Below are 24,999 nucleotides of genomic sequence, written 5' to 3' on the forward strand. Positions count from 1 at the left end.
GATTACCTCCGTACGATGGAACGCAACAGCCGCAAAGCCACCGACAAGGACGCCATGTCATCGCGTTCCAGCCGGTTCACTTCCGCGAACATGTTCTGTGCACGATCAAGATTAGCCGCGTTCGCTTCCAACCACTGACTCACGCGCGCCGCGGGGTCGGTTTCGGTTCCGTCCGTGGCCGCCACGACGTCGCGGGTGAAGTCGATGATCGTCGAGTACAGGTCGTCTCGCAGGGCCGCGCGGGCCAGCGCCTTCCACCTGTCGTCGCGCGGCAACGCGGTGATTCGCTCGAGCAGCGAGTCAACGCCGAAGCGGTCGTAGAGCACGTAGTACACCTTGGCCAGCTCGACCGCGTCTGTACCGCTGCGCTTGGCCTGGGCGGCAATGTCCAGCAACACGAAGGTCTCGAACTGACCGGCCCAGCGGGTCGCCAGGGCGTCGTCGAGCCCCCAGCCCTTTCCCTCGGCCTTCCACCTGGCCACGCGCTCGGCATCTGCCCCGCGCAGCAGCGAACCGACCACCGGGCGCAGCGACCGCACGGTGGGGGCCAGCGACGCAATGGCGCCGTCGACCGGCTCGTCGCGGTCCACATGGTGGATGAACCAACGAGTGGCCCTATCCAGCAGCCGGCGCATATCCAAGTGCAGCCGGCACCAGTGCTGGGCGTCGAAGGATGCCGGCAGCGCGTTGATCGCCCCGATCTCATCATCGAAGGAGTAGATCTCGCGCAAGGCCACGAAGGCCTTGGCAACCTGCGCCTCGCTGGCACCGGTCTCCTCCATGACCCGGAACGCGTAGGTGGTGCCGCCGATGTTGACCATGTCGTTTGCCACCACGGTGGCGATGATTTCCCGGCGCAGCGGGTGGTTCGCCAGCTCCGCGCCGAAGCGCTCGGCCAGCTGTGCCGGGAAGTAGTTGCGCAGGGTGGCGGCGAAGTACGGGTCATCGGGCAGGTCACTGGCGGCCAGCGCGCCTGCCAGCTGGATCTTCGCGTACGCCACCAGCACCGACAGCTCAGGGGTGGTCAGCGAGCCGCCGGCGGCCAGACGTTCCTCGAGCACCGCCGCAGAGGGCAGGAACTCCAGGTCCCGGTCCAGCTCCGCGTGTTCTTCCAGCCAATCCATCAGCCGTTCGTAGGCCGGGGACATGGCTGCCAGCTCCTGCTTGTCGTTGAGCAGCATGACGTTCTGGTCGAAGTTGGTCTTCAGCACCAGGCGGGCGACCTCGTCGGTCATCGACTGCAGGAAGTCGGCGCGCTCCGAGGCCGCCAGCTTCCCGGCGACGACCATGCGGTCAACGAAGATCTTGATGTTGACCTCGTGGTCAGAGCAGTCCACGCCGGCGGAGTTGTCGATGGCGTCGGTGTTCAGGATGACCCCGTGAAGCGCCGCCTCGATGCGGCCGCGCTGGGTCATGCCCAGGTTGCCGCCCTCGCCGATGACGCGGGCCCGGACCTGCGCCCCGTCCACCCGGATCGCGTCGTTGGCGCGGTCCCCGACCTCCGCGTGCGATTCGCCGGAAGCCTTGACGTAGGTCCCGATGCCGCCGTTGTAGAGCAGGTCGACGGGAGCGCCGAGGATGGCCTTGAGCAACTCGTTCGGTGCCATGGAGCTGACCGTGGTGCCCAGGCCCAGGGCCTCGCGCACCTCGGGGGAAATCGGGATGGACTTCAGGGCCCGGGAGTACACCCCGCCGCCGGCGGATATCAATTCCTTGTTGTAGTCGGCCCAGGAGGAACGGGGCAGTTCGAAGAGCCGCGCCCGTTCGTCGAAGGAGGCACCCGGCTCCGGGTGCGGGTCCAGGAAGATGTCGCGGTGGTCGAAGGCCGCCAGCAGCTTGACCGTGCGGGTGCGCAACAGTCCGTTGCCGAACACGTCCCCTGACATGTCGCCCACGCCGACGGCGGTGAATTCCTGTGTCTGGGTGTCGACGCCGAACTCGGTGAAGTGGCGCTTGACCGATTCCCAGGCACCGCGGGCGGTGATGCCCATGGCCTTGTGGTCGTAGCCCACCGAGCCGCCGGAGGCGAAGGCGTCGCCCAGCCAGTGGCCGCGCTCGGCGGAGATCGCGTTGGCGATGTCGGAGAAGGCTGCGGTGCCCTTGTCGGCGGCGACCACCAGGTAGGTGTCGTCCCCGTCAAGACGCACCACGTTGGCCGGCGGTACGACCCGTTCGCCGTTTTCGTCCACCACGAGGTTGTCGGTGATTTCCAGCAGCGAACGGATGAAGGTGCGGTAGGCGGCCTTTCCCTCTTCCAGCCAGGCGTTGCGGTCCTCGGCGGGGTTGGGCAGTTGCTTCGCATAGAAACCGCCCTTGGCGCCGGTGGGCACGATCACGGCGTTCTTCACCATCTGGGCCTTGACCAGGCCCAGCACCTCGGTGCGGAAGTCCTCGCGTCGGTCGCTCCAACGCAGCCCGCCGCGGGCAACCTCGCCGAAGCGCAGGTGCACGCCTTCGAGGCGCGGGGAGCAGACCCAGATCTCGTACTTGGGCCGCGGGAACGGTGCGTCGGTGATCTTCCCGGGCATGAGCTTGAAGGCCAGCGCGGCCGGGTCGGTGTAGTAGTTGGTGCGCAGCGTGGCCTCGATGAGGTTCACGAAGCGGCGCAGCAGCTTGTCGGCATCCAGCGTCGGCACCTTTTCCAGGGCCTCGGCAAGCACCGCGTGGGCAGCCTCGATCTCCCGGGCGGATTCCTCGGCGCCAAGGGCAGGATTGAAGGTGCCTTCAAAGAGCGCGATGATTCCGTGGGTGACCTCCGGGTTGCCGACCAGTGCGTCGGACATGAAGGTGTACGAGTTGGAGACGCCCAGCTGGTGCAGGTACCTCGAGTAAGCGCGCAGCAGCGCGACCTGCCTCCAGGACACGCCCTCGAGCAGCACCAGGCGGTTCATGTGGTCGGACTCGGCCTCGCCGGTGACGACGGCGCCGTAGGCCTGGGCGAGCAGCGGCTCGGCGGCCAGCGGGTCGATTCCGGCCGGGAACTTCAGGCCCAGATCGTAGAGGTAGCGGTCCTCGGCGCGGGAAGGGGTAACGGCGAAGGGGCGTTCGTCGATGACCTCAAGGCCCAGGTTCTGCAGCACCGGCAGGATCTTCGAGAGCGAGAGCGGCGCGGTGAGGTAGAGCTTCATCCGCGCGTTGATCTCCGAGTCCTCGTCCTCCTCGGGGACGAAGAACTTCACCACCGGCCCGGTGTGGCCGGGCTTTTCGTATAGCCCGAAGCGCTCGATGTCCACCAGGGCGTCCTCGACCTCGTACTCGACGCGGTACGCGGCGGGGAAGGCCTCGGCCCAGTGGGCGGCCAGCTCGGTGCCTTGCTCGGGTCCGTAGCGCTCGTTGGCTGCCACGGCGATTCCCTCGGACCACGAGCGAACGGCGGCAACGAGGCGGGTTTCCAGCGCCGCGCGGTCCACCACCGGGGTCAGCCCGTGGCGCTGCAGGCGGATCCGGTAGAACAGCCGGACCAGCGAGGATTCGCTCATGCGGACCTCGAAGTCCATTGACTCGGCGTTGAACGCCGCTGTCAGCTCCTTCTCGATGCGCAGGCGGACGCCGGTGGTGTACCTGTCACGAGGCAGGTACACCAGTGCCGACATGAAGCGCCCGTAGACGTCGGGGCGCAGGAAGAGCGAAGTGCGGCGGCGTTCCTGTAGGCGCAGGATGCCCAGCACGGTGTGCGTGAGGTCCTCCACTGAGATCTGGAAGAGCTCGTCGCGCGGGTAGGTCTCCAGGATCGTGACGATGTCCTTGCCGGAATGCGAGTCGGGGGCGAAGCCGGCGCGCTTGAGCACTGCCTCGACCTTCTCGCGGACCACCGGGACGCTGCGTACCGAGGAGGTGTAGACGCTGGAGGCGAAGAGGCCGATGAAACGGCGTTCGCCGTTGACGTTGCCCTCGGCGTCAAAGCGCTTGACGCCCACGTAGTCCAAGTAGATCCCGCGGTGCACGGTGGAACGGGAGTTGGCCTTGGTGATCACCAAGGCGCGCTTGTCGCGGGCCATGGCACGGCCGCGCTTGGTCAGGTGCTGGAGGCCGCTTGCAGGTACCGCGTTGCGCATCAGCCCCAGGCCGGACTCGACCTGCAGGCGCAACACGTCTTCGTTGTTCTCGGTGATCAGGTCGTATTCGCGGTAACCCAGGAAGGTGAAGTTGCCGTCGTCGAGCCAGTGCAGCAGGTCCACGGCCGCGTTCAGGTCCGCGATGTCCTCGGCGCCGGTGACGTTGGCCAGCGAATCGGCGATCTCGTGCACCTTGTTGCGCATCGGAACCCAGTCCTCAACGGCCGCACGCACGTCCTTCAGGATCCGTTCGAGCCCGGCGACCAGGTCGGAGACGGCCTCGTCGCTCGGGTCCCCGCCCAGTTCAACGGAAATCCACGATTCGATGGCGGTGTCGCTGTTTTCGGCGACCAGCGCGGAGATCGACGGCATTGCCGCAGTGTCGCCACTGGCCAGGTGGCTGTTGGCGGAAACGGTATGGAGGGTGGTGATGTGTCCGTCGGATGCATCGCGCGTCACCAGGAAGGTGGGGTGAACGACCACGTTGATGGCGATCTTTTGCCGCACGATCTCGGCGGTGACCGAGTCGACCAGGAACGGCATGTCGTCGGTGACCACGTAGACCATGGTGGTCGCGCCGTGCCGGGTGACAGCAACACCGGCGGTCTTGGCCGCCCGCTGCCACCCCACGTCAAGGTGGGCAGCCACCCGGGCTTCGAGCTGCTGCGGCGAATAGCCCGCTTCGTCCTCTTGTGCCAACTGCCCGTAGTAAGTGTTTACCAAATCGGGCGTAAGTGTCTCAGCGATGAAAGTTTCGGACATGCTGGACTCCGACGTGTTCAAAAGAACGCCTCCGTGGATATCGAGTGTGCGTTTCGCTCCATTGCGCAACGCTTGTGTTACAACACTATCCCGCCGGGTTACGGACGTCACATCGAGGGGGTAAATCTGCGCAGAAGCGGCGTTTTGGCCCTAATTCGACGCCCTGCCAGGCCTGCGATCGCCACGCGGAGTCCGGAATGCGGGGCGATTTCTGCTAGGGCGCTGTCTGCCAGCAGGGCGGCGTCGACCGCCGCGGCGTCGTGCGGCAGGTAGGCCGCGACGGGGATCTCGGGTCCGAAGCGCTCCCATGTCTCGGCAAGGGCCTGGCGCGGCGAGGCGCCGACATTGGCCGCGGAGACCTTGTTGAAGACCACTTTCATCTCCAGCTCCCCCAGCACCTCGTGCAATTCCTCCAGCGCCCGGATCAGTCTGGGCACACCGATGCTGTCGGCCGCGCCGACGGCGTAAATTTCATCGGCAACGCGCAGCATCGCCGCGGTGACGCCATTGCGTTGCGGGGCAGCGGTGTCGAAGGACAGTTCCTCGTCGAGTTCCAGCGGAGCCGCGACGTCGACGACGATGGTGTCGCAGCCTTCCTGCAGGGCAAGCACCGCCCGGCGCAGCGCGGTCGGGCGCAGCTCGGGCCACCGGCTGGCCCGCGGCAGCCCGGTGGCGACGCGCATACGGGCACCGGCAATCACCACTGGCGCACAGATTCGCTCCAGCTTCGTCGCATCGAACCTGCCCGAATCCACGGTGCGGCAAATCTGGGCTATGCCCGCTGCCTCGTCGAGCAGGCCCAACTGCACCGCCTGGGACGCTCCGTAGGTGTCGGCGTCCAGCAGCACCACGTCCTCGTCGCCCAAGGCACATTCAACCGCGTAGTTCAACGCCACCAGGGAGCGGCCAGGAGACCCGACCGGACCCCAGAAGACCACGACGCGGGCGCGCTTCCCCGTCGTCCCGTTCGCCGGTTCGCCGGCGTGGGCAGGGTCGGGTCCGCGCTCGCGGTGCCCAAGCTCGGCACGGGCGCGGGTGACCAGGATGCCCAGTTCCGCCGCCGGCGTTCCGGTTGGCGACATGTAGGCACCGGCGGCACGCAACCGCTGGCCCTGTGCAACGTCGTCGCAGAGCACCACCACCGGAACGCCGCGCTCGATCATGGAATCGATGTCCTGCGTATCCACCTCTTCCGCCGGACCGGCCAGGATGACCGCATCGGCGAGCCCGGTTTCGCACAGCGCGATCACTTCGGCTATTTCCGCACAACTGCGGGCAACCGTGAGGACGCCGCGGTGGCTTTCCAGCTTGTCCACCACGACACCGTCGTCCCCGTGCACCACCACGGAAATGTTCATGAGGCACTGGCTCCTGGATTGAAGACCACTGTGATGCGGGCATCGTTGGCCATGGCCTCGAGCAGGTCCGCCAACCCGGTGTCCACCACCAGGATCTCGACCAAGGTCCCGGCGGTGCCGCCGAATCCGGTGGCGCGTTCGGTGCGTGCCGTCACTTCCGCGGCGGGCAGCAGCAGGGTGGGTGGCGAATAGGCGTTGGCCGAGCGGTCCTTCAGTGACACCCAGACATCGACATGTGCACCGGCGGTGATGGCCGAAGGCAGGGCGTCGGGCAAGTCGATGGAGACCGGGCGGCGGTTGGTGCCGTCGTTCAGCCCGAGCGCGCTGCGCGGAAGCAGCTGCCCGGCGCGGATCAGGGAGTTGGCCCGCGTCCCGGACAACATTCCAGGATCCGCCGGCACGTAGCCAGCTTCCAGCGCGTCCAGCTTCACGTTGACCACGTGGAGCTTGTCAGCGGTGATTTCCTCGCCCAGCGAGATGTCCGACTTGGCCGAGTACATGGGCGTCGTGCGGTCCATCGAGCTGGTCAGGGCAACAACCCCCACGCTGGAAGCCAGCACGATGAGAATGCCGAGCAACAACCGGGGATCCTTCCAGCTCGGTCTGCCCAGCCGGCCCGCCGCAGCGGAAACCTGATCGTGTGCCTTGTCCATGTCCCACTGCACCCTCCGCCGCCCATCTCCCCGTGCGCTGACATCGGTCCGTTGTCCGGTGCGCACGATGGATGGAATGCTCCAACCCCGGGACCACTGGTCCCTTTCCGGTCCTTGTGGGCCACCCTACGCCGCGGCGGCGACCGGTGAACAGCAGGCCGCGTAACAATGTGGATAACTGGCGGCCGGTCGCTCAGCCCTCGCGGCGCACCCTGGCCAGCGCGGCGAATGGAATCACGGTCCTGCCCAACAGCGCGCCGGGCCGGCGAAACTCGTCCCGGGCATGCAGTGCCACCTCGAGGAAGTCCTGACCCACCTGGTCCAGGGTGCCGCTGGCCAGAAGCTGGCCGTCAATCCCGCCGACGCTGACCCGGGCCCGGTCGCGCACCAGCACGCGAAGGGCCTGGGAGAACCTGACCCTCCGCTCCCCCGGCTCGGGCGCGCTTCCCGCCTCGAGTGCCGCCCACCAGGCCACCGCCTGGACGGGGATCAGTTCCTCGCTACCTTCGTGCTGGAGCATCAGCCAGTCCTTGCCGATTCCGGCCAGGCGTCCACCGATGCGTTCGGCCCCCAGCAGCTGCACGTCAATGCGGGTGCCCACGTGCCGGGCCAGCCGCTGCATCAAGGACTGCCGTGCACGCTCGATCCGCACGAATTCCTGGATCTCGCTGTTCTGCTCCCGGGCAGCCTCGGCCCCGAATTCCGCTTCAAGATCTGCGAAGAGCGCTTCCCATCTCATGAGCACACCCTAGATGCTCAAAAGTTTTCCGCCTACCCCCTAGCTTCCTCCATCACGAAGTGCCATCATTCTTTTACAAACAACATCAAATGACATCAAATAACACCTAAGGAGATCGGCATGTTCACCCAAGGCGTCCGCGATACGCTGTCCCTCGCCGGCATTTCCTGCCTGTCACTGGGCATGCTTGGGGCAAGTGCGGGAATCTGGCGCTCCCTGGATGCGCGTTCCTTCACCGGGACGACGCTCGATGCGACGTCGCTGGAACAACTCACCGGATTCGTCCTGGGCCTTCTGGGCGGGCTGGTGCTCGCCTGGCTGCTGGTCTGCCTCGGACTGGCACTCGTGGCCCGTCTGGCATATGCCTGCGGCCACCGGCGCCAAGCAGCGATCCTGGCCGGAATCGTCCCCGCATTCGTTGCCCGGCTGGCACTTGCGGGCCTGGGTGGATCGCTGGTGCTGGCGACGTGCTCCCTCGCAGCCGGACCTGCCGGTGCCGCCACCGCCATTGCCGCTGAAGCCCCCGCACTGCCGCAAATGCGGCCGGAGACTTCCCCCGGGACACTCCCTGTCCACGAGGCCGTGAAGTTGCCGCCCGAAGCGGTTGTCCCGCCCGGCGAAACAGAGCTGCTCAGCCCTGGATGGATTCCCCACCGGGTCCCGTTGCAGATGCAACGGCTCGTCGGGGGCGGCAACACGCGCCCCGCCACTGAAGTGGTGGTAAGCCCCGGCGACAGCCTCTGGTCCATCGCCGCCCGAAACCTGCCGGAAGGTGCCAGCGCCGAGGAAATATCCGCATCCTGGCCGCGCTGGTACGAGGCCAACCGCCAGCTCATTGGCCCGGACCCCAACAAGCTTTACATCGGCATGGTGCTTCAGGCACCCCTAAGCGCATCACTGCGATCCTGACCTGCAGGTTCGCCACCCCTACCGACAACTTGCCCGCACACCAGGAGCCCCTTATGACCACCACAGCGATTACGCCTTCCACAACAAACGCCGAGCCGCTGCTCTTGCACGAGAACGTGTTTGCAACGCCGGGCAATGCAACGACACCGCCCATCGAGGTCAGGCGGTTCCCCGAAGCTCTGCGCGCTGGAGCCGGATCTCGTCCCCGGCGATGCCTCAGCCCCGAGCCGGGTCCCGAGTCACCGCCGCGCGGCGGGGTGTCCTCCGAAGATCGCCAAGCGAACTCCCCCGCGGAATTGGGTTGCGAGTCCGAGGAGGATTATCCGGCACGGACCCCGAACCCTGCGGTAAGAGTGGTGCTCGAACAGCTTTTCCCACCCACCAACGCACTGTTGGGCCTGGAAGAATCCGTGGCGGCAGTCGTCCATGCGGCGGCACCTGCGGTCCTGGAAGTGCTGGCAGGTGCCCGTCCCGTGCGCCAACTTCACCATGCCCTGAGCCCGAATTGCCTGGACAAGCTGGAGCAGCACATGCGTCTGGGTGCGATTCACCGGCCAGACCCCGCTGACTGCACGTACTCCAATCCGCGGGTCATGCGCATGCGCATCACCCAGGTCCTGCCGCTGGTCTTCGAGGCCGCAGTGATCCTGCGGGACATGCAAAAAGTCCGTGCCACCGCCCTACGAATAGAGCGGTGGCACGGACGCTGGCAGGTTACCGCCCTCGAAATCGGTTAGCGGCGCTTGCCCTTTTTCTTCTTGCCGCCGGCCGGCTTCGTGGCCTCGGCACCTGGCGTGCGCTCGATGTGCGTGGCCGCCTCGCCGCTCTCCTCCGGGGCCGTGTAGCGCAGGGTGGACGGGCGCGCCGGGGCTTCGAGCCCCGGGGTGCTCAGGACCGGTTCGTTGGTCATGGAACGGGCATCGGTGACACCTGGCAGCGAAACCGCAGGTGTCTGCCGGGTTTCAACCTCGATGTTGAAGAGCATGCCGATGCTTTCCTCGCGGATGGACTCCATCATGGTCTGGAACATCAGGAAGCCTTCGCGCTGGTACTCAACCAACGGATCGCGCTGGGCCATCGCACGCAGGCCGATGCCCTCCTTGAGATAATCCATCTCGTAGAGGTGTTCCTGCCACTTGCGGCCAATGACGGAAAGCACCACACGTCGTTCGAGCTCTCGCATGTTTTCGTGGCCGACGGCCTCCTCGCGTGCCGCGTACTGCAAGCGGGCATCGGAGAGGATTTCCCGTTCGAGCAGTGCGGGGGTGATGGCGTCGTGGTGCCCGGCCTCCTCGGCGACCTCTTCCAGGGTGATGGAAATCGGGTAGAGCTGCTTGAGGTTCGCCCAGAGCCGCTTCAGGTCCCAGTCCTCGGCATGGCCCTCGCCGGTGGACTCGCTGACCATGGCCTTGACCACGTCTTCGAGGAAGTGCGCAACCTTTTCATGCAGGTCCCCGCCCTCGAGGATGCGCCGGCGGTCGCCATAGATGGCCTCGCGCTGGCGGTTCATCACGTCGTCGTACTTCAGCACGTTCTTGCGCTGCTCGGCGTTGGTGCCTTCCACCTGGGCCTGCGCAGTCTCGATGGCCTTGGAAACGATCTTGGATTCCAGTGCCACGTCGTCGGGCATCGAGGGGTTGTTCATGATCCGCTGGGCAGCGCCGGCATTGAAGCGGCGCATCAACTCATCGGTCATCGACAGGTAGAAACGCGACTCGCCGGGGTCGCCCTGGCGCCCGGAACGGCCGCGCAGCTGATTGTCGATGCGGCGGGATTCGTGGCGTTCGGTGCCCAGCACATAGAGTCCGCCGGCGTCGGTGACTTCCTGGGCCTCGGCCTGCACTTGCTCCTTGGCACCGGCAAAGACGTCGTCCCAGACGCGTTCGTATTCCTCGGAGTTCGTCTCCGGATCCAGCCCACGGCGTTCCATCTCCGCGACGGCCAGGAACTCGGCATTGCCGCCAAGCATGATGTCGGTGCCGCGTCCGGCCATGTTGGTGGCGACGGTGACCGCGCCCTTCTTGCCCGCCTGCGCAACGATCGCGGCTTCACGGGCATGCTGTTTGGCATTCAGGACCTCGTGGCGGATTCCCTGCTTGGCCAACAGCCGCGCCAGATACTCGCTCTTTTCAACGCTGGTGGTGCCCACGAGCACCGGCTGCCCGGTGGCGTGCCGTTCGGCGATGTCCTGGACGACCGCGTCGAACTTTGCGATCTCGTTCTTGTAGATCAGGTCGGCCTGGTCCTTGCGCAGCAGTTGCTTGTTGGTGGGAATCTCCACCACGCCGAGCTTGTAGGTGCCCATGAATTCCGCGGCCTCGGTCTGGGCCGTACCGGTCATGCCGGCAAGCTTTTCGTAGAGACGGAAGTAGTTCTGCAAGGTCACGGTCGCCATCGTCTGGTTCTCGGCCTTGATCTCCACCCCTTCCTTCGCCTCAATGGCCTGGTGCATGCCCTCGGAGTAGCGGCGTCCTGCAAGCGAACGACCCGTGTGCTCGTCGACGATCATGACCTCGCCGTTGATCACGACGTAGTCCTTGTCGTTCTTGAACAGTTCCTTGGCCTTGATCGCGTTGTTCAGGAACCCGATCAGCGGGGTGTTGGAGGCCTCGTAGAGGTTGTGGATGCCCAGGTAATCCTCAACCTTTTCGATGCCCGGTTCCAGCACGCCGATGGTGCGCTTCTTCTCATCGACCTCGTAGTCGACGTCGAGGGACAGCCGGGTGACGAGCTTGGCGAATTCGGTGTACCAACGGTTCACGTCGCCCGAGGCCTGCCCGGAAATGATCAGCGGTGTACGTGCCTCGTCGATGAGGATCGAGTCGACCTCATCGACGATGGCGAAGTTGTGGGTGCGCTGGACGAGCTCGTCGGAGCTCCAGGCCATGTTGTCGCGCAGGTAATCGAATCCGAACTCATTGTTCGTGCCGTAGGTGATGTCGGCTTCGTACTGCTTGCGGCGCATTGCCGGGTCCTGATTGGACAGGATGCAGCCGTTGGTCAACCCCAGGAAGCGGTAGACCCGTCCCATGAGATCCGACTGGTATTCGGCCAGGAAGTCGTTGACGGTGACCACGTGGACGCCCTTGCCGCTCAGGGCATTGAGGTAAGCCGGCGCCGTGGCGACAAGGGTCTTGCCCTCACCGGTCTTCATTTCGGCAATGTTGCCCAGATGCAAGGCTGCGCCGCCCATGAGCTGGACGTCGAAGTGGCGCATGCCCAAGGTTCGGTCGGCGGCCTCACGGACTGCGGCAAACGCCTCGGGCAACAGGTGGTCGAGGGACTCGCCGTCGGCGATGCGCGCCCTGAATTTGTCGGTTTCACCACGCAGCTCCGCATCGGACAGGGCACGGAATTCGCTATCAAGCACGTTGATGGCGTCAGCGTACCCTCGCAACGTCTTCAGCGTTTTCTTGTCGCCGGTACGCAGGATACGTTCAAGCAGTGATGCCACGAGGCAGCTCCCAAATCTCAAGCACAGGAATTCTGGCGTGTTTAGTCTACGTGAGGGAATGCTCTCACCTGTGGCTTTTAGCTGAAATCGGGCGAGCTAAGTGAAAACTCCAAGGCTGCTGCCAGATTCCCCCGTGCCGAAACCACCACTCCATCGAGCCCCAACCACCGGGCCATGAGCCGCAATTCGGCTGCAAGCTCGTCCGCGGTCTGCGCTGGCGCGCCGGGCTCGGCGAAGGCCCCGCGGACCAAGAGCAGCTTGTTTGCCCGGTCCGCCTTCAAATCGACCCGGGCAACCAGATGCTCTCCCAGCAGGAACGGCAGGACGTAGTATCCGTAGACACGCTTGGCCTCGGGCGTGTAGATCTCCAGGCGGTAGGTGAACCCGAACAGCTTTTCGATGCGTCGGCGGTTGAACACCATCGAGTCAAAAGGTCCCAACAGGGCCCGGCCGGTCGCCGCCCTCGGAACGACGGTGCCGGGCAGCACATAGAATGCGTCCTTCAGCCCCTGGACGCCCACGCGTTCCAGCGCACCGCGCCCGGCCAGGTCTTCAAGCGCCACGGCGCTTTGCCGCAGCGGCAACCGGAAATAGTCGGCCAGGCAGTGCATGCTGCCCACCCCGTGCGCCTTGGCGGAAGCCAGCAGCAGCCGTTCCATCCCACGTCGGCGTTCCTGCTCCGTCGCGGGTGCCCGGGATTCGGGAAACACCTGGTGCAGTGAGGTGTAGCGGCGTTCAAAGGCACCGTTGCGGCCCTCGGTGCTGATCATACCCTCCGCAAACAACGCCTCCAGGGCGCGCTTGACCGCGGACCAGTTCCAACCCCAGGATTCCTGGTCCTTGACATGTTCATGGCCGAGTTCGGCGGCGACTTCCCGGGCTGTCAGCGCCGGTCCCTGCGCGAGCAACTCCAGGATCCGGTGCGCCAGCACTCGCCCCTCTTCGTCGATGGTCTTCATGCTTCCGGGCCAGGAGCGTTGCTGCCACGGCACGAGGTCGTGGAAATGCTCGCTGCGCACCAGGGAGGCCTCATGCGCCCAGTATTCAACGACCTTCCGCGGGTGTCTCACCGCGAGCCTGTCCAGAAGGTCCGGGGCGTAAGGGCCCAGCCGCGAAAAGATCGGCAGGTACTGTGCGCGGGCCAGGACGTTGACCGAGTCGATCTGGATCAGTTCCAGACGCGCAAAGGTCCGGCCCACCGCACCGAGGTTGATCGGTGCGGTGGGCCGGACCCGATGCAGCCCTTGGGCTGCCAATGCAATGCGGCGGGCCTGCGATGCGGAAAGAATCCTGCTCATGAACCCATCGTAGGTCCCGTGATGCTAGGCGTTGGCCGTTGCCGGTTCCGGGTCGCGGTATCGGCGGGTCTCCAGGGTCGCCTCGTCGGTGGCGTCCGGATCCAGGGTGATGGTGCCGTAGGAGTACTGCTGGGTGCCCTTGCCCTTGCGGGCGTACACGACCGAGTGTGCCCCGGTTGCCGCGTCCACGAAGAGGTAGAAGGGGTGGCCGATCATTTCCATGCGGTCAACCGCGTCATCGACGCTCATGGTTTCCGCAGGGAAGACCTTGCGCCGGATTTCAATGGGTGGTGCGCCGTTTTGGTCGGCTTCCGCGGCCAGCCGGGCTTCTTCTTCCTGCTGGGCCAGGCGCGTCGATTCGTGCAGCGGAAGCGTGCTGTTGGCCGGCTCCAGGTTGCTGGTGGCCTGGTGGACGGCCGTCGGGGTCTGGCGTCCGTGGTGGATCTTGCGACGATCCCGGGCCTTGCGCAAACGCTCCAAAAGCTTTGCAAACGCGGTGTCAAAGGCGGCGAACTTGTCCGCTGCCTTGGCCTCGGCGCGGATCGCGGGGCCACGGCCCAGGACCGTCAATTCGACGGTCAGAGCAGTGTCCGCGTTGCGGGCGTGTTGCTCCTTGGTGACCTTGATGTCCAAGCGCTGGATCTTCGTCGCAAGCTGGTCGACCTTGTCAATCTTCTCGTCGACGTACTCGCGGAACCGATCCGTAACACTGACATTGCGTCCGTTGATCGTCATCTCCATGGTGTCCTCCATCATTGCTCAGGTGACACATCAGCGACCGAGGAATTCACTCCTTTCGGTCGCTGAAGATGGGTTCTTTTCCCCTTGCGGGGTGCCCATACCTCACCCTATGACAGATGGAAGGATAATCAAGGATGTACGGATTATTACTTCATCGCGTTGAGCGAACACCGCGTTTTTCATCGGGTGCCGGAGTCGCCGCCAGGACAACTGCACCGCACACCTGCAGCCCCGCCTCGGCCAACACGCGTTTCGCCTCGGCAAGCGTCGATCCGGTGGTCAGCACATCGTCCACGAGCAGAACCCGGGCGCCCAAGACGGCGAGGCGGGCGGGCAATCCGCCTCCGCCCGCGCACATCGAATTCCGCACTGCGCCCCGGGCGCGTCGCCCCTTGCCCTTCTGCGCCGAGGTGAATTGCCGCGTCGCCCGGTAGCGCACCAGCCCGGCGACCAGCACCCGATCCGGGAGCACCCGCGTTCTTCGCAGCCGGCCCAGCAACAGGCCCACCGGGAAATAACCGCGCCGGTTGCGCGCCTGCAGGCGGGTGGGCACCGGCACCAGCACCACGGGCGCTCCGGGTTCAACAAGCGTGTCGATGGCGGACTTTACGGCGCGGGCCAGCGGCGGCACCAGCATTCCGACAAGGCCCGGCATCTGACGGTTCTTGAAGGCCAGGATGACGGCGGCCAGCTCGTGTTCGTAGGCGCCCGCCGCCACCACCGGCAGCGGCTCGTTGCGGTGATTCAGCGGCAGCGACTCGGCGCTGTGCTCGACCCTCCGGGGGCGGAGGCAGGCGGTGCGCATGGCCTTGGCGCAGGGGGTGCACAGCACGGAGTCCGGACGCCGGCAGCAGACGCAATCCACCGGTAGCAGCAGTGCCGCAGTGCCTTGCATTGCCGAGCGCACGGCGTACGCGGCACCGTGCGCCCACCAGGCATCGACACGCCCAAGCAGGGTCCGCGCCGGTGCGCCGGCGACGGGACGTGCCTGCTTGAAAATGGCGTCGGCATCATTTCGCTTCCGGTCCTTCATGCCTTCCAGCATGACCCCTCATGTTCCGTGCCGGGGACGCGCAGGCCACGTGCTGTGGACCATCCCGTCCCCGCACAAATCAGCCGGGGTAGGACAGGTCCCGCACCATGTCTTCCATTTCATGCCAGGAGCTGCCCACGCGCGAGTAGATTTCGTCATTCGTCTCGGCGTAGACGGGGCGGCGATCCCCGGGCCCGGCGGACAGGCCGACCATCCCCAGCAGCGGCAGGTACTTGACCCGGGTGCCGGTGAGGCTGATCTCCTCGGCCGTGACCCTTTCGGTGGTGCTGGCGGAAGAGACAATCACCGAGACATCCGAATTCCACACCGCCTGCGTCGCAGGTACGTCGGGATAGATGTTTTTCGGCGGCGCAAAGCCGCGCGGTGCGCCGTCAGCATCCCGCAGGATCCCGGCGATTGCCACGCTGGTCTGGCCGTCCTTGCTTGAGACGATCAACGCGCGCGTGCCGTCGCGCGAAACGCGCAGCGAGGAAACGTTGGCATCGGTGAGGCCGTCGGCGGTGATGGGGCGTACCTTCCCGTTCACGGTCGGGTCGGCGGGCACCGCCAGCACGCTGGTGGCCGAGGAGTTGTCCACGGTCCAGGTCCACCCGTGGGCGTCCATGGAGGGCCGCACCAGGTCTTCGCCGGTGGCGACCACGGAACTGCGGCCTTCCTCGTCGACGACGATAAGGGAGGTGAGGGATCCGTTCAGGAACGCATAGCGGTTCCCCAACGGGCTCATGGCCGGCAGCCGCGGCTGGTATCCGGCAATGTCTCCGATGCCGCCGACCAACCGCAGGGACCTGCCCTTGAGGTAGTACAGCGCATCGTCGACGACCCCGATCTGCGTGTCGGGAACGGCGGGATTGACTTCCGCGACCTCGAACTCCGGGTCCTTGGCTCCGATCTTTATCTCGGATTGCTCATCGCTCATCACCACCGAGCGCACGCTGCCCAGCCCTCCGAGGGTCAGCTCAAGCTGCTGTTGCATCAGCTGCCGCGAAAGCTCGGTGGATTCCAGGAACGTGGCCGAGCCAAGGTCCACCGTGGCCCGCTGTGATTCGATGGGCACCGAGGAACGGACCAGGCTGCTTCCTCCGGGGAAGGCGGAGACCACCGCGTTTTCCAGGTACTCGGAGGGGCCCGCCAGCAGTGCCTCGACCATGGCGGCCGCCACGCCCGTGCGGTTCGGGAACCAGCGTACGTCGGGCACGGCGTATGCGAAGGTGACGTCGTAGAAGTACAGCGTCTGCGGGGAGAAGACGTGGGCGAAGTTGGCGGTGTCCAGCATGATGCCGTCGGGCAGCTGCGAAATGCGCCACTGCCCGTCGACCTTTTCCAGCGACACGTCAAGCGCCCGGGTGGTGTGCGGCGGCATTTCGGTCATGATGCCCGCCTCGTCGATCTCCGAGACGAGCTCCAGCTGGATGGTGTAGGTGTTGGGGTTGGACCCGGGGATCACCGACGGGCGGTCATCGTAGACCAGGGACCGCACCGACCCCTTCCAGACACCTGACTGCTTCGGGGTCAGGTATTCGCGGGCGACCTTGTAGTCGTCCTGCGATGCGACGCCGGCCTGGATGAAGTCCTCGACGATTTCGCGCGGGCCGTCCCCCTCCGTCGGGCCCGGGGCCGTGAACTGCACGTCCCCGCCCTCCTCGTTGTTGTTCCCGTCCAGGGCGATGGACTGCACCGGCGAATTGCGCGGGATCTCCGAGCAACCGGTGAGCACCAGCACCACGCCCAGCAGCACGGCCAGGAGCGAGGCGGTCGAGGGACGTTTCCTAGTCATGCGGGTGGTGCCTTCCTGAGGTGCGCGCGGGGGTGCCCTGGACATCCGCGTCGCTGCCCGGGGTTTCCTCGGGGATCAGCGGCGGTGCCGGCTTGAAGCCGATGGCGGGGATTTCGCCGGTCAACGGGAAGGAGACGACCATGCCGTCGTCCAGTACCGCGTCCGCCAGTACGATGGGTTCCAGCGGCAGCGGCGAGGCGACGATCTGGTTGCCCAGGATCCGCGGCAGGGTCAGCCGGAAACACGATCCCACGCCGCGCTCCCCCCAGGTCTCGAGCCTGCCCTCATGCAGGCGGGTATCCTCCATCGCGATGGACAGGCCCAGCCCCGACCCCCCGGTGGTGCGGGCGCGGGCGGGGTCGGCACGCCAGAACCTGTCAAAGACCCGGCCGGCGGACTCCTGGCTCATGCCGATGCCGCGGTCGCGCACCGTGATGGCCACCGCGTTGGCGTTCCCGCCCACCGTGATGTCGATGGGGTTGCCCTCGCCGTGTTCCACGGCGTTCATCACCAGGTTGCGCACCACGCGCTCGATGCGCCGCGCATCCATTTCCGCCACCGCTCCCCCGGTCGGGGTGCCCAGGCGCAGCACCGAGCCCATGGCGTCGGCGTGCGGGGTGGCGGCGTCGATCACGCGCCGGGCCACGGAGACCAGGTCGGTGGGCTCAGCATCGAGAACCGCAACCCCGGCGTCGAAGCGCGAGACCTCCAACAGGTCGTTGAGCAGGATCTGGAAGCGCTCGACCTGGTTGTAGAGCAGCTCCGCGCTTCTCTTGTTGATGGGGTCGAAGTCCTCGCGCGCATCGTGAAGCACCTCGGCGGCCATCCGCACCGTCGTCAGCGGGGTGCGCAGCTCGTGGGAAACGTCGGAGACGAAGCGCTGCTGCATCTGCGAGAGCGTGGCCAACTGGTTGATCTGGTCCTGCAGTGACGCTGCCATGTGGTTGAACGAGTTTCCCAGCCGCGCGATCTCGTCCTCGCCGGAGACGACCATGCGTTCTTGGAGCTGCCCGGCGGCAAGCTTCTCGGAAACCTGCGCGGCGGCCGCCACGGGGCGCACCACGGCGCGGGTCACGTACCAGGTGATTCCTCCGACCACCAGCAGCAGCAGTCCGCCGATCAGGCCCATGGCCCGGTTGATGAAGTCGAGGGTGTCCTGCACGCTGGAGAGATCGTAGACCAGGTAGAGGCCGTATTCGCGGCCCGGGGGCAGGGTCACCTTGGTGCCGAAGATCAGGCCCGGCCCGGCGCTGTCCCCGGCGTTGACCTCGATGGACTGCCAGTAGGTCGCGTTGGACTCCTGGACTTGGGCGGCCATCGCCTCCGGGACGATGCGGGAGGTCAGGTTGCCGCTGGCGGTGGGGCCCACGTAGAGGTCGTCGGCACCGGGCAGCGGGACCAGCACGAAGTCGCGCGGCACCAGGGCCGTCTCGCCCTCGAGGATCTTCAGCGTGCTGGTCACCAGGGAGTGCGTGCTGGAGCGGTCGGTGGTGGCCGCGGAGTCGAAGATTGCGCGCACCTGGTTCAACCCGCGCAGGGATTCGGACTCGACCTGGTTGAAGCGCTCCTGGAACAGGCCGGTGGCGATCTGGTTGGACAGGAAAGCCCCGGCGCCCAGCATGGCCACGGCGCTGAGCAGCATCGCGGAGGTGACCGTCCTGAAGAGCAGCGAGCGGGTCCAGCGCGAACGCATGGTGTTGCGCGTGCGCACCAGCGCAGCCAGCGCGCGGCGGATCCAGGATGTCGCCCGGGCAGGTTGCGCCGGGGTTGCGGGTGCGGGTCGCACCGGCTCGACGGAGTCCATGCTTTCCGCCACCTCCTGCCTCAGGCCTGTCCCGCCTTGTAGCCCACGCCGCGAACGGTCAGCACGACGCCCGGGTTTTCGGGGTCGAGCTCGACCTTCGAGCGCAGGCGCTGCACATGCACATTGACCAGGCGGGTGTCGGCGGCGTGGCGGTAGCCCCACACCTGTTCAAGCAGCTGCTCACGGGTAAACACCTGCCACGGCTTGCGGGCCAAGGCGACCAGCAGGTCGAACTCCAGCGGCGTCAGGCCGATGGGATCCCCCGCGCGGGTGACGCGGTGGCCGGCGACGTCGATGCTCAGGTCGCCGATCTTCAGGGTCTCGGGGGCATGTTGTTCGCCGGGGCGCAATCGTGCGCGCACGCGGGCGACGAGTTCGGCCGGCTTGAAGGGCTTGGGGACGTAGTCGTCGGCACCGGATTCCAGGCCGCGGACCACGTCGGCGGTGTCCGACTTGGCGGTCAGCATCACGATGGGAACGTCGTCCTCGGCGCGGATCAGCTTGCAGACCTCTATGCCGTCCAACCCGGGAAGCATCAGGTCAAGCAGCACCAGGTCGGGCTTGACCTCGCGGAAAACACCCAATGCCTTGGCACCGTCGTAGCAGAACACGGCCTCGAACCCGTCGTTCTGCAACACGATGCCGATCATTTCGGCCAGCGCCTCGTCGTCGTCGACAACCAGGATGCGTGCCTTCATAATCTGCCCTTCCGTAGCCTTGCGCTGGACGCCGCGAAAAGCATGCGCCCGGATACCTCAAGACTACATGAGCATGCCGGGCAAATCGGCGCGGAAACGGCAATCCACCTCACCATTCACCCTCCCGGACCCGGCGCTAGACTGGAGCAAACCCAAGGGTCCGGCGCCTGGTTCCGAATCCTTGCACCACATGCGGGAACGCGACGAGAGCGGGAAGCGATGAATACAGACGGCAATTCACCGGCGCCCGGTCCCGGCGACCCCGCGGGCCCCGAGGGCGGCTGGGGCCAGCCCCCTCCCGGATGGAACGAGCCGGCGGGCGATGGCTGGCCGGCGGGTCGTGACCAGCCGCCCGGTCCGGCCGGACCCTCCGGCCAGTGGCCGGCACCCAGGCCCGGTGTGGTGGAATTGCGGCCCCTGGGCTTCGCCGACCTGCTGGATGCCACCTTCGCGGTGGTGCGCCGCGCCCCGCTGGCCACCGTGGCCAATGCAGTGCTCGCCCAGCTGTTGCCCGCGCTGGTCGCGTTGTTGCTGGTGCAGGGGCTCGATGTCCCGCTGGCCGTCCTCGAGCGCACGCTGGACCCGGATACTGCCGGCTCCGTGTCCTGGGCCGAAGTCTTTCCCCACCCCTGGCCGGTCTACGCGGGCACCGCGGTTGCCGTGCTGGCGCTGCAATTGCTGGCCAATGTGCTGGTCGTTGGACCGGCCGCCGTCGCGGGAATGCGCGCAGTGCTGGGGATGCCCACCGGATGGGGGCAGGGGCTGGCCCTGGCACGCGGCGGGATGCTGCGCATCGCCGGGTGGCATGTGTTGCTCGGTGCCGCGGCCATGGTCGTCGTCGCGGTTCCGGTGGCGGTTGCACTGCTGCTGGCCCGCTCGGTTGGCCTCGCGGTGGCGGCGCTCGGACTGGTGGGCATGCTCCTGGTGCTGGCGCCGTTGGCCCTCTGGATCGCCATCCGGATCTGCCTGGTGCCCACGCTGCTGGTGACCCGGCCACCGGGCATCCGTCGGGCCGTGCGGTCCTCGTGGTCGCTGACTCTAGGGTCTTGGTGGCGGATCCTGGGGATCCTGCTGGTGGTGGCAGTGGTGCTCGGCATCCTTGGCGGGGTGCTCTCGCAGCTTGCGGCCGTGGTCGGCGGCCAGCTATTTGGCACCGCTGCCACGACGGATGCGGTGCTGTCCATGGCCATCGTGGTCAATGCCCTGGTCGGGGCCGTGGGCATGGTGCTGACCCAGCTCATGCTCACCATGCTGCAGGTGGACCTGCGGATCCGCCGCGAACGCCTGGACTTGGTGCTGGCGGCCGAGGCGCAGGATCCCCGGAACCATCCCATTCCCGGCTACGGCGCCCGGGGCGCGGCGGAACCCCGAGGCTAGGCGTCGACGCGGACCTGGTTCAGCGCTTCCGCATAGCCGGCCAGGCGCCCCAGCACCGCGGTCGCCCCGGACGGGGAGAGGTCGGCCAGTCCCGCGGTGGGGCTCAGCACCAGTGCGCCCAAGGCCGAGTCCGGCAGGCCGAGCTGGCGCCAAGGGCGCCGGATCGCGTTGACGGCATCCACGACGCCGGGCGGTTGGGACCCCGGCTCCAGGCATCCCAGCCAGAGCCTGCTGCCGGATTCCACAGCTGCCGCCAGCAGCTCCCAACCCGGAACGGTGAGCGATGCCGCGTTGGCACCCAGCCCGTCGGCGCCGGACTCCAGCGCCGTGGTGGCCAGCGTCGTCCAGGTGCCGGGCTCGGCATCGGCGCCGATGACCACGGCGGCGGCTCCCGCCTGGTGCAGCCCGTCGGTGAGTTCACTCCACCAGCCGCGGATCTCGGCGGCCGGGACCGAGCGCAGCGTGCGGTAGCCGCTGGCGGTGGGCAGCGTCCCGTTGAGCACCGCACCGGCGTCGGGCTCGTCGATGTACACCGTGACCTGTTGCGCGCCGGTGGTGCGGGAGAGGGTTTGCAGGTGGCGAACGGCTCCCAGCGCCAGGGACTGGGCCAGGTCGCGGCGCGCCCCGTGGTCGGACACGGCACGCTCGCCGTGGTGCAGGTACAGGTTCGCGGCCAACGTGGCCGGGCCGGGGAACTGGATCTTCAGCTCGGTGCCGGGTTTTTCCTCGGCGCCGATGGCATCCGCCAGCACATTCAGGTCGGTGCGCAACGCCGAGGCGGCGCGCTTGGCGTCAATCCCCGGGGCATCGGCCAGGCGCCAGCCGTAGGGCTGCAGGTCCACCGCGAGGTCCTCGAGCAATTGCGCGCCGCGGCCGATGTTGTCGGAGCCGACGCCGCGGGCCGGGAGCTGCTGCAGGTGCGGCAGGTTCGGTTCCCCGATCTCGCCGCGGACCATCAGCACCGCTTCCAGCGGGTCGGTTCCGGGCATGGGGCCGTGCGCGCTGGCCTGCACCTGGCGTTCTGCCGGTTCGGCGGAAAGTTCCTCGTGCATGGGGTCCATCGGTGGCATCGGCTAGTTTCCGGACTCGGCGTGTGTGGCGGAAATGTTGTTGTGGTGCCTGATGACCTCGGAAATGATGAAGTTCATGAACTTCTCGGCGAATTCCGGGTCCAGGTGCGCCTCGTGGGCCAGACGGCGCAGGCGCTCGATCTGCGCTTTCTCCCGTCCCGGGTCACTCGGCGGCAGTGCGTGCACGGCCTTGAGGTGGCCCACGCGCTGGGTGGCCTTGAAGCGTTCGGCCAGCAGGTAGACCAGCGTGGCGTCGAAGTTGTCGATGCTGCTGCGGATCGACAGCAACTCCGCCATGACCTCATCCGGAACGGTGTCGGCCAGGGAGCTGGCAGTGGGGTCGTAGGCGCCGGCTTCCGCGTCGTCCGCGGCCTGCGGGTTCTTCTGTTGGCTCATGGTTCAAGTCTAGGGTTGCCACTTCATTGCGCCCAACCGTGACGTGCTGCCCGGGAGCCAGTCAGCCACGGGCTGACAGGGGGGCGGTGCCCCCGTGCCGCTCCCCCGGCCACGGATGATTCCCTGGCGGCGACCGACGGAAGCCGGGGGTGCGGTTCTGAAACCTCGGTGGACCGCACCCCCCGCGCCGGGCGCTGCGATCCTCAGACGGCCTTGAGGAAGGCCTGCCGTCGCACCGCCTGTTCCACCGGGTCCGGCACCGGCAGCGAGGCGATGAGCCTGCGGGTGTACGGGTGCTGCGGGTCGCCCATGACCTGGTTCCCGATGCCTTCCTCCACGAGCTTGCCGCGGTAGAGCACCCCCACCCAGGTCGAGAGCATGTCAACCACGGCCAGGTCGTGGGAGATGAACAGTGCCGCGAAGCCGAGCTCGGCCTGCAGTTCCTTGAACAACTCCAGCACCTTGGCCTGCACCGAGACATCCAGCGCACTGGTCGGCTCGTCGGCGACCAGCAGCTTCGGGTCCAGGGCCAGCGCCCGGGCCAGCGAGGCACGCTGGCGCTGTCCGCCGGAGAGTTCGTGCGGGAAGCGTGCGGCGAACGCGGCCGGCAGCTGCACCGCCTCGAGCAGCTCGTCGACCCGCTTGCGGGCGGCCCGGGCATCGAGCGCCTTGTGCACCAGCAGCGGTTCGGCCACGCATTCGCCGATGCTCAGTTGCGGGTTGAAGCTGGCCGCCGGGTCCTGGAACACAAACCCGATGTCCTGGCGCAGCTTCTTGAAGCTGCGCTCCTTGAAGTCGAGCATCTCGTAGCCAAAGACCTTCAGCGAACCGGAACTGACCTTGTTCAGCCCGGCGATGGCCCGGCCGATGGTGGTCTTCCCGGACCCCGACTCGCCCACCAGCCCGTAGACCTCCCCCGCGCAGATCTGCAGGGAAACGTCGTCGACGGCAGTGAACGAGGGTGTTCCCAGGCGGCCGGGATAGACGATGGACAGGTTGGTGGCCTGAACCAGCACCTCCTTGTCCTGTCCGGAGCGGGAGGTCATCCCGGCGGAGGCGGAGTTCCTGCCCAGGTGCGGGACCGCGGCCAGCAGCGCCTTGGTGTAGTCCTCGCGCGGGGCGGTAAAGAGCTCCGAGCTCGGCGCACTCTCCACGATCTTGCCCTGGTACATCACCACCACGCGGTCAGCCAGGTCCGCGACCACGCCCATGTTGTGGGTGATCAGCACGATCCCGGTGTTGAAGTCGTCGCGCACCTCGCGCAGCAGCTCCAGGATCTCTGCCTGCACCGTGACATCCAGGGCCGTGGTCGGCTCGTCCGCGACGATCAGCGCCGGGTTCAGGGCCAGGGCCGCGGCGATGATGACGCGCTGCTTCTGCCCGCCGGAGAACTGGTGCGGGTAGTAGTTCACCCGCTTCTCCGGCTCCGGGATGCCGACCTTGCGCAGCACCTCGATGGCGCGGGCCTTGGCCTCCTTGCGCCCGACCTTGCCGTGGGCGCGGATGCCCTCGGCGATCTGCCAACCCACGGTGTACACCGGGTTCAGCGCCGTGGAGGGTTCCTGGAACACCATGGATACCTCGTCCCCGCGCACGGCGCGCAGCTCGCGGGCGCCCAGGGTGAGCATGTTGCTGCCCTTGAGCACCACCGCCCCGCGGGCGACCGCCGTCTCGGCGAGCAGCCCCAGGATGGTGCGGGCCGTCACCGACTTGCCGGAGCCGGATTCGCCGACCACCGCGACGACCTCCCCGGCGGCGACCTCGAAGCCGACCCCGCGCACGGCCGGAACCTCGCCGGCGTCGGTGGTGAAGGTGACCTCGAGGTCCCTGATTTCCAGGACGGTGCCGTCGGCGCGGCCGATCACGTCCCTGCGGTGTGCGTTCATGCTGTGGCCTTTCCGCCGCGACGCTTTGCTTTTCGGCGCATCCGCAGGCGCGGGTCTGCCAGGTCGTTCATGGATTCGCCCACCAGGGTCAGCCCGAGCACCGTAAGCACGATGGCGGCGCCCGGGAAGACGCCGGTCCACCAGATGCCGCTGGTGGCGTCCGAGAGTGCACGGTTCAGGTCAAAGCCCCATTCGGCGGCCTTGGTCGGTTCGATGCCGAAGCCCAGGAATCCCAGGCCCGCCAGGGTCAGCAGCGCCTCGGAGGCGTTGAGCGTGAAGATCAGCGGCAGCGTGCGGGTGGCGTTGCGGAAGATGTGCTTGGCCATGATGCGCACGTTGGAGGCACCGACGACCTTGGCGGATTCGACGAAGGGCTCTGCCTTCAGCCGCACGGTTTCGGCACGGATGACGCGGAAGTACTGCGGGATGAAGACCACGGTGATGGATATCGCCGCGGCCATGATCCCGCCCCACAGACTCGACTGGCCCCGGGAAATCACAATGGACATCACGATGGCCAGCAGCAGCGAGGGGAAGGCATAGATGGCGTCGGCCAGCACCACCAGCACCCGGTCCAGCCAGCCGCCGATGTACCCGGAGAGCAGTCCCAGGATCACGCCGAGGAAGATGGAGAAGACCACGGCGACCACGATCACCGCGACCGCCGTCTGGGCGCCCCAGAGGGTGCGGGAGAAGACGTCGAACCCGCCCACCGTCGTGCCCCAGAGGAACCTGCCGCCGGGGGCGGCCTGCGTGGGGAAGTTTCCCTCGGCATCGGAGGCCTGGGCGTAGCCGTAGGGCGCCAGCAGCGGGGCGAAGATCGCCGCCAGCAGGAAGAGTGCGGTCAGGACCAGGCCCGCCACGAGCATGCCGCGCTGCAGCCCGGCGCTCATCCTGTAGTGGGAAATGATCGGCAGCCGCGTCCACAGCGGCTTCCTGGCCCCGAGGGCCGTGGGCGTTGTGGTGGCCAT

18 protein-coding genes are annotated in these 24,999 nt (G+C 66.9%); 3 read left to right on the top strand and 15 right to left on the bottom strand.

The genetic code is table 11. The features are described 5' to 3' along the window. Positions 1-2 precede the first annotated feature (2 nt). The 4 genes from Q2T94_RS00235 to Q2T94_RS00250 form a co-directional block, all read right to left on the bottom strand. Positions 3-4,817 carry an NAD-glutamate dehydrogenase gene (locus Q2T94_RS00235; protein WP_302262452.1) on the bottom strand — a complete coding sequence of 1,605 codons (4,815 nt, stop codon included), beginning with the start codon at positions 4,815-4,817 and terminating at the stop codon, positions 3-5. Between the two features lie 107 nt (positions 4,818-4,924). Next, positions 4,925-6,175, bottom strand: a complete 1,251-nt coding sequence (locus Q2T94_RS00240) for a CpaE/TadZ family protein (RefSeq protein ID WP_302262453.1) — start codon at positions 6,173-6,175, stop codon at positions 4,925-4,927. Further along, positions 6,172-6,828 carry an SAF domain-containing protein gene (locus tag Q2T94_RS00245; RefSeq protein WP_264270698.1) on the bottom strand — a complete coding sequence of 219 codons (657 nt, stop codon included), beginning with the start codon at positions 6,826-6,828 and terminating at the stop codon, positions 6,172-6,174. The genes Q2T94_RS00240 and Q2T94_RS00245 overlap by 4 nt, the downstream gene beginning before the upstream one ends. Positions 6,829-7,021: 193 nt before the next feature. After that, positions 7,022-7,567 (bottom strand): hypothetical protein, encoded by a 546-nt coding sequence (locus tag Q2T94_RS00250; RefSeq protein WP_302262454.1) that lies wholly within the window; start codon positions 7,565-7,567, stop codon positions 7,022-7,024. 120 nt (positions 7,568-7,687) lie between these two features. Between Q2T94_RS00250 and Q2T94_RS00255 the strand changes: the two genes are divergently transcribed. After that, positions 7,688-8,476 (top strand): LysM peptidoglycan-binding domain-containing protein, encoded by a 789-nt coding sequence (locus Q2T94_RS00255; RefSeq protein WP_302262455.1) that lies wholly within the window; start codon positions 7,688-7,690, stop codon positions 8,474-8,476. A gap of 53 nt (positions 8,477-8,529) precedes the next feature. Continuing rightward, positions 8,530-9,213 (top strand): Rv3235 family protein, encoded by a 684-nt coding sequence (locus Q2T94_RS00260; RefSeq protein WP_302262456.1) that lies wholly within the window; start codon positions 8,530-8,532, stop codon positions 9,211-9,213. Here the strand turns inward: Q2T94_RS00260 and secA are convergent. The 7 genes from secA to mtrA form a co-directional block, all read right to left on the bottom strand. Beyond that, complete coding sequence (gene secA / locus Q2T94_RS00265) at positions 9,210-11,930, bottom strand: preprotein translocase subunit SecA (RefSeq protein WP_302262457.1); 2,721 nt, start codon at positions 11,928-11,930, stop codon at positions 9,210-9,212. The two genes, Q2T94_RS00260 and secA, sit on opposite strands and share 4 nt — an antisense overlap. A 77-nt stretch (positions 11,931-12,007) precedes the next feature. Beyond that, positions 12,008-13,228, bottom strand: a complete 1,221-nt coding sequence (locus tag Q2T94_RS00270; RefSeq protein WP_302262458.1) for a winged helix-turn-helix domain-containing protein — start codon at positions 13,226-13,228, stop codon at positions 12,008-12,010. Between the two features lie 24 nt (positions 13,229-13,252). Next, entirely contained in the window at positions 13,253-13,969 is a 717-nt protein-coding gene (hpf, locus tag Q2T94_RS00275; RefSeq protein WP_264270704.1) for a ribosome hibernation-promoting factor, HPF/YfiA family, read from the bottom strand. Positions 13,970-14,120: 151 nt separating this feature from the next. Beyond that, on the bottom strand, positions 14,121-15,014 hold the full coding sequence (locus Q2T94_RS00280; RefSeq protein ID WP_302262459.1) for a ComF family protein: 894 nt from the start codon (positions 15,012-15,014) through the stop codon (positions 14,121-14,123). A gap of 67 nt (positions 15,015-15,081) precedes the next feature. Beyond that, on the bottom strand, positions 15,082-16,797 hold the full coding sequence (locus tag Q2T94_RS00285) for an LpqB family beta-propeller domain-containing protein (RefSeq protein WP_302262460.1): 1,716 nt from the start codon (positions 16,795-16,797) through the stop codon (positions 15,082-15,084). Next, complete coding sequence (gene mtrB / locus Q2T94_RS00290; protein ID WP_436836799.1) at positions 16,790-18,601, bottom strand: MtrAB system histidine kinase MtrB; 1,812 nt, start codon at positions 18,599-18,601, stop codon at positions 16,790-16,792. The genes Q2T94_RS00285 and mtrB overlap by 8 nt, the downstream gene beginning before the upstream one ends. Before the next feature lie 20 nt (positions 18,602-18,621). Further along, positions 18,622-19,299: an MtrAB system response regulator MtrA gene (mtrA, locus tag Q2T94_RS00295; protein WP_264270707.1), complete on the bottom strand. Its 678-nt coding sequence runs from the start codon at positions 19,297-19,299 to the stop codon at positions 18,622-18,624. 219 nt (positions 19,300-19,518) lie between these two features. On the opposite strand from mtrA, the gene Q2T94_RS00300 reads away from it, so the two are divergent. Then, entirely contained in the window at positions 19,519-20,676 is a 1,158-nt protein-coding gene (locus tag Q2T94_RS00300; RefSeq protein ID WP_302262461.1) for a hypothetical protein, read from the top strand. Here the strand turns inward: Q2T94_RS00300 and Q2T94_RS00305 are convergent. The 4 genes from Q2T94_RS00305 to Q2T94_RS00320 form a co-directional block, all read right to left on the bottom strand. Next, positions 20,673-21,728 (bottom strand): uroporphyrinogen decarboxylase/cobalamine-independent methonine synthase family protein, encoded by a 1,056-nt coding sequence (locus tag Q2T94_RS00305; protein WP_302262462.1) that lies wholly within the window; start codon positions 21,726-21,728, stop codon positions 20,673-20,675. The genes Q2T94_RS00300 and Q2T94_RS00305 overlap by 4 nt on opposite strands. A 21-nt stretch (positions 21,729-21,749) precedes the next feature. Then, positions 21,750-22,142: a chorismate mutase gene (locus Q2T94_RS00310; protein ID WP_302262463.1), complete on the bottom strand. Its 393-nt coding sequence runs from the start codon at positions 22,140-22,142 to the stop codon at positions 21,750-21,752. A gap of 203 nt (positions 22,143-22,345) precedes the next feature. After that, positions 22,346-24,028, bottom strand: coding sequence for a dipeptide ABC transporter ATP-binding protein (locus Q2T94_RS00315; protein WP_302262464.1), 1,683 nt, complete (start codon positions 24,026-24,028; stop codon positions 22,346-22,348). Beyond that, positions 24,025-24,999, bottom strand: coding sequence for an ABC transporter permease (locus Q2T94_RS00320; protein ID WP_264270712.1), 975 nt, complete (start codon positions 24,997-24,999; stop codon positions 24,025-24,027). The genes Q2T94_RS00315 and Q2T94_RS00320 overlap by 4 nt, the downstream gene beginning before the upstream one ends.

The sequence above is a fragment of the Paeniglutamicibacter sulfureus genome (genome assembly GCF_030512175.1).
In the GTDB taxonomy this organism is placed as follows: Bacteria; Actinomycetota; Actinomycetes; order Actinomycetales; family Micrococcaceae; genus Paeniglutamicibacter; species Paeniglutamicibacter sulfureus.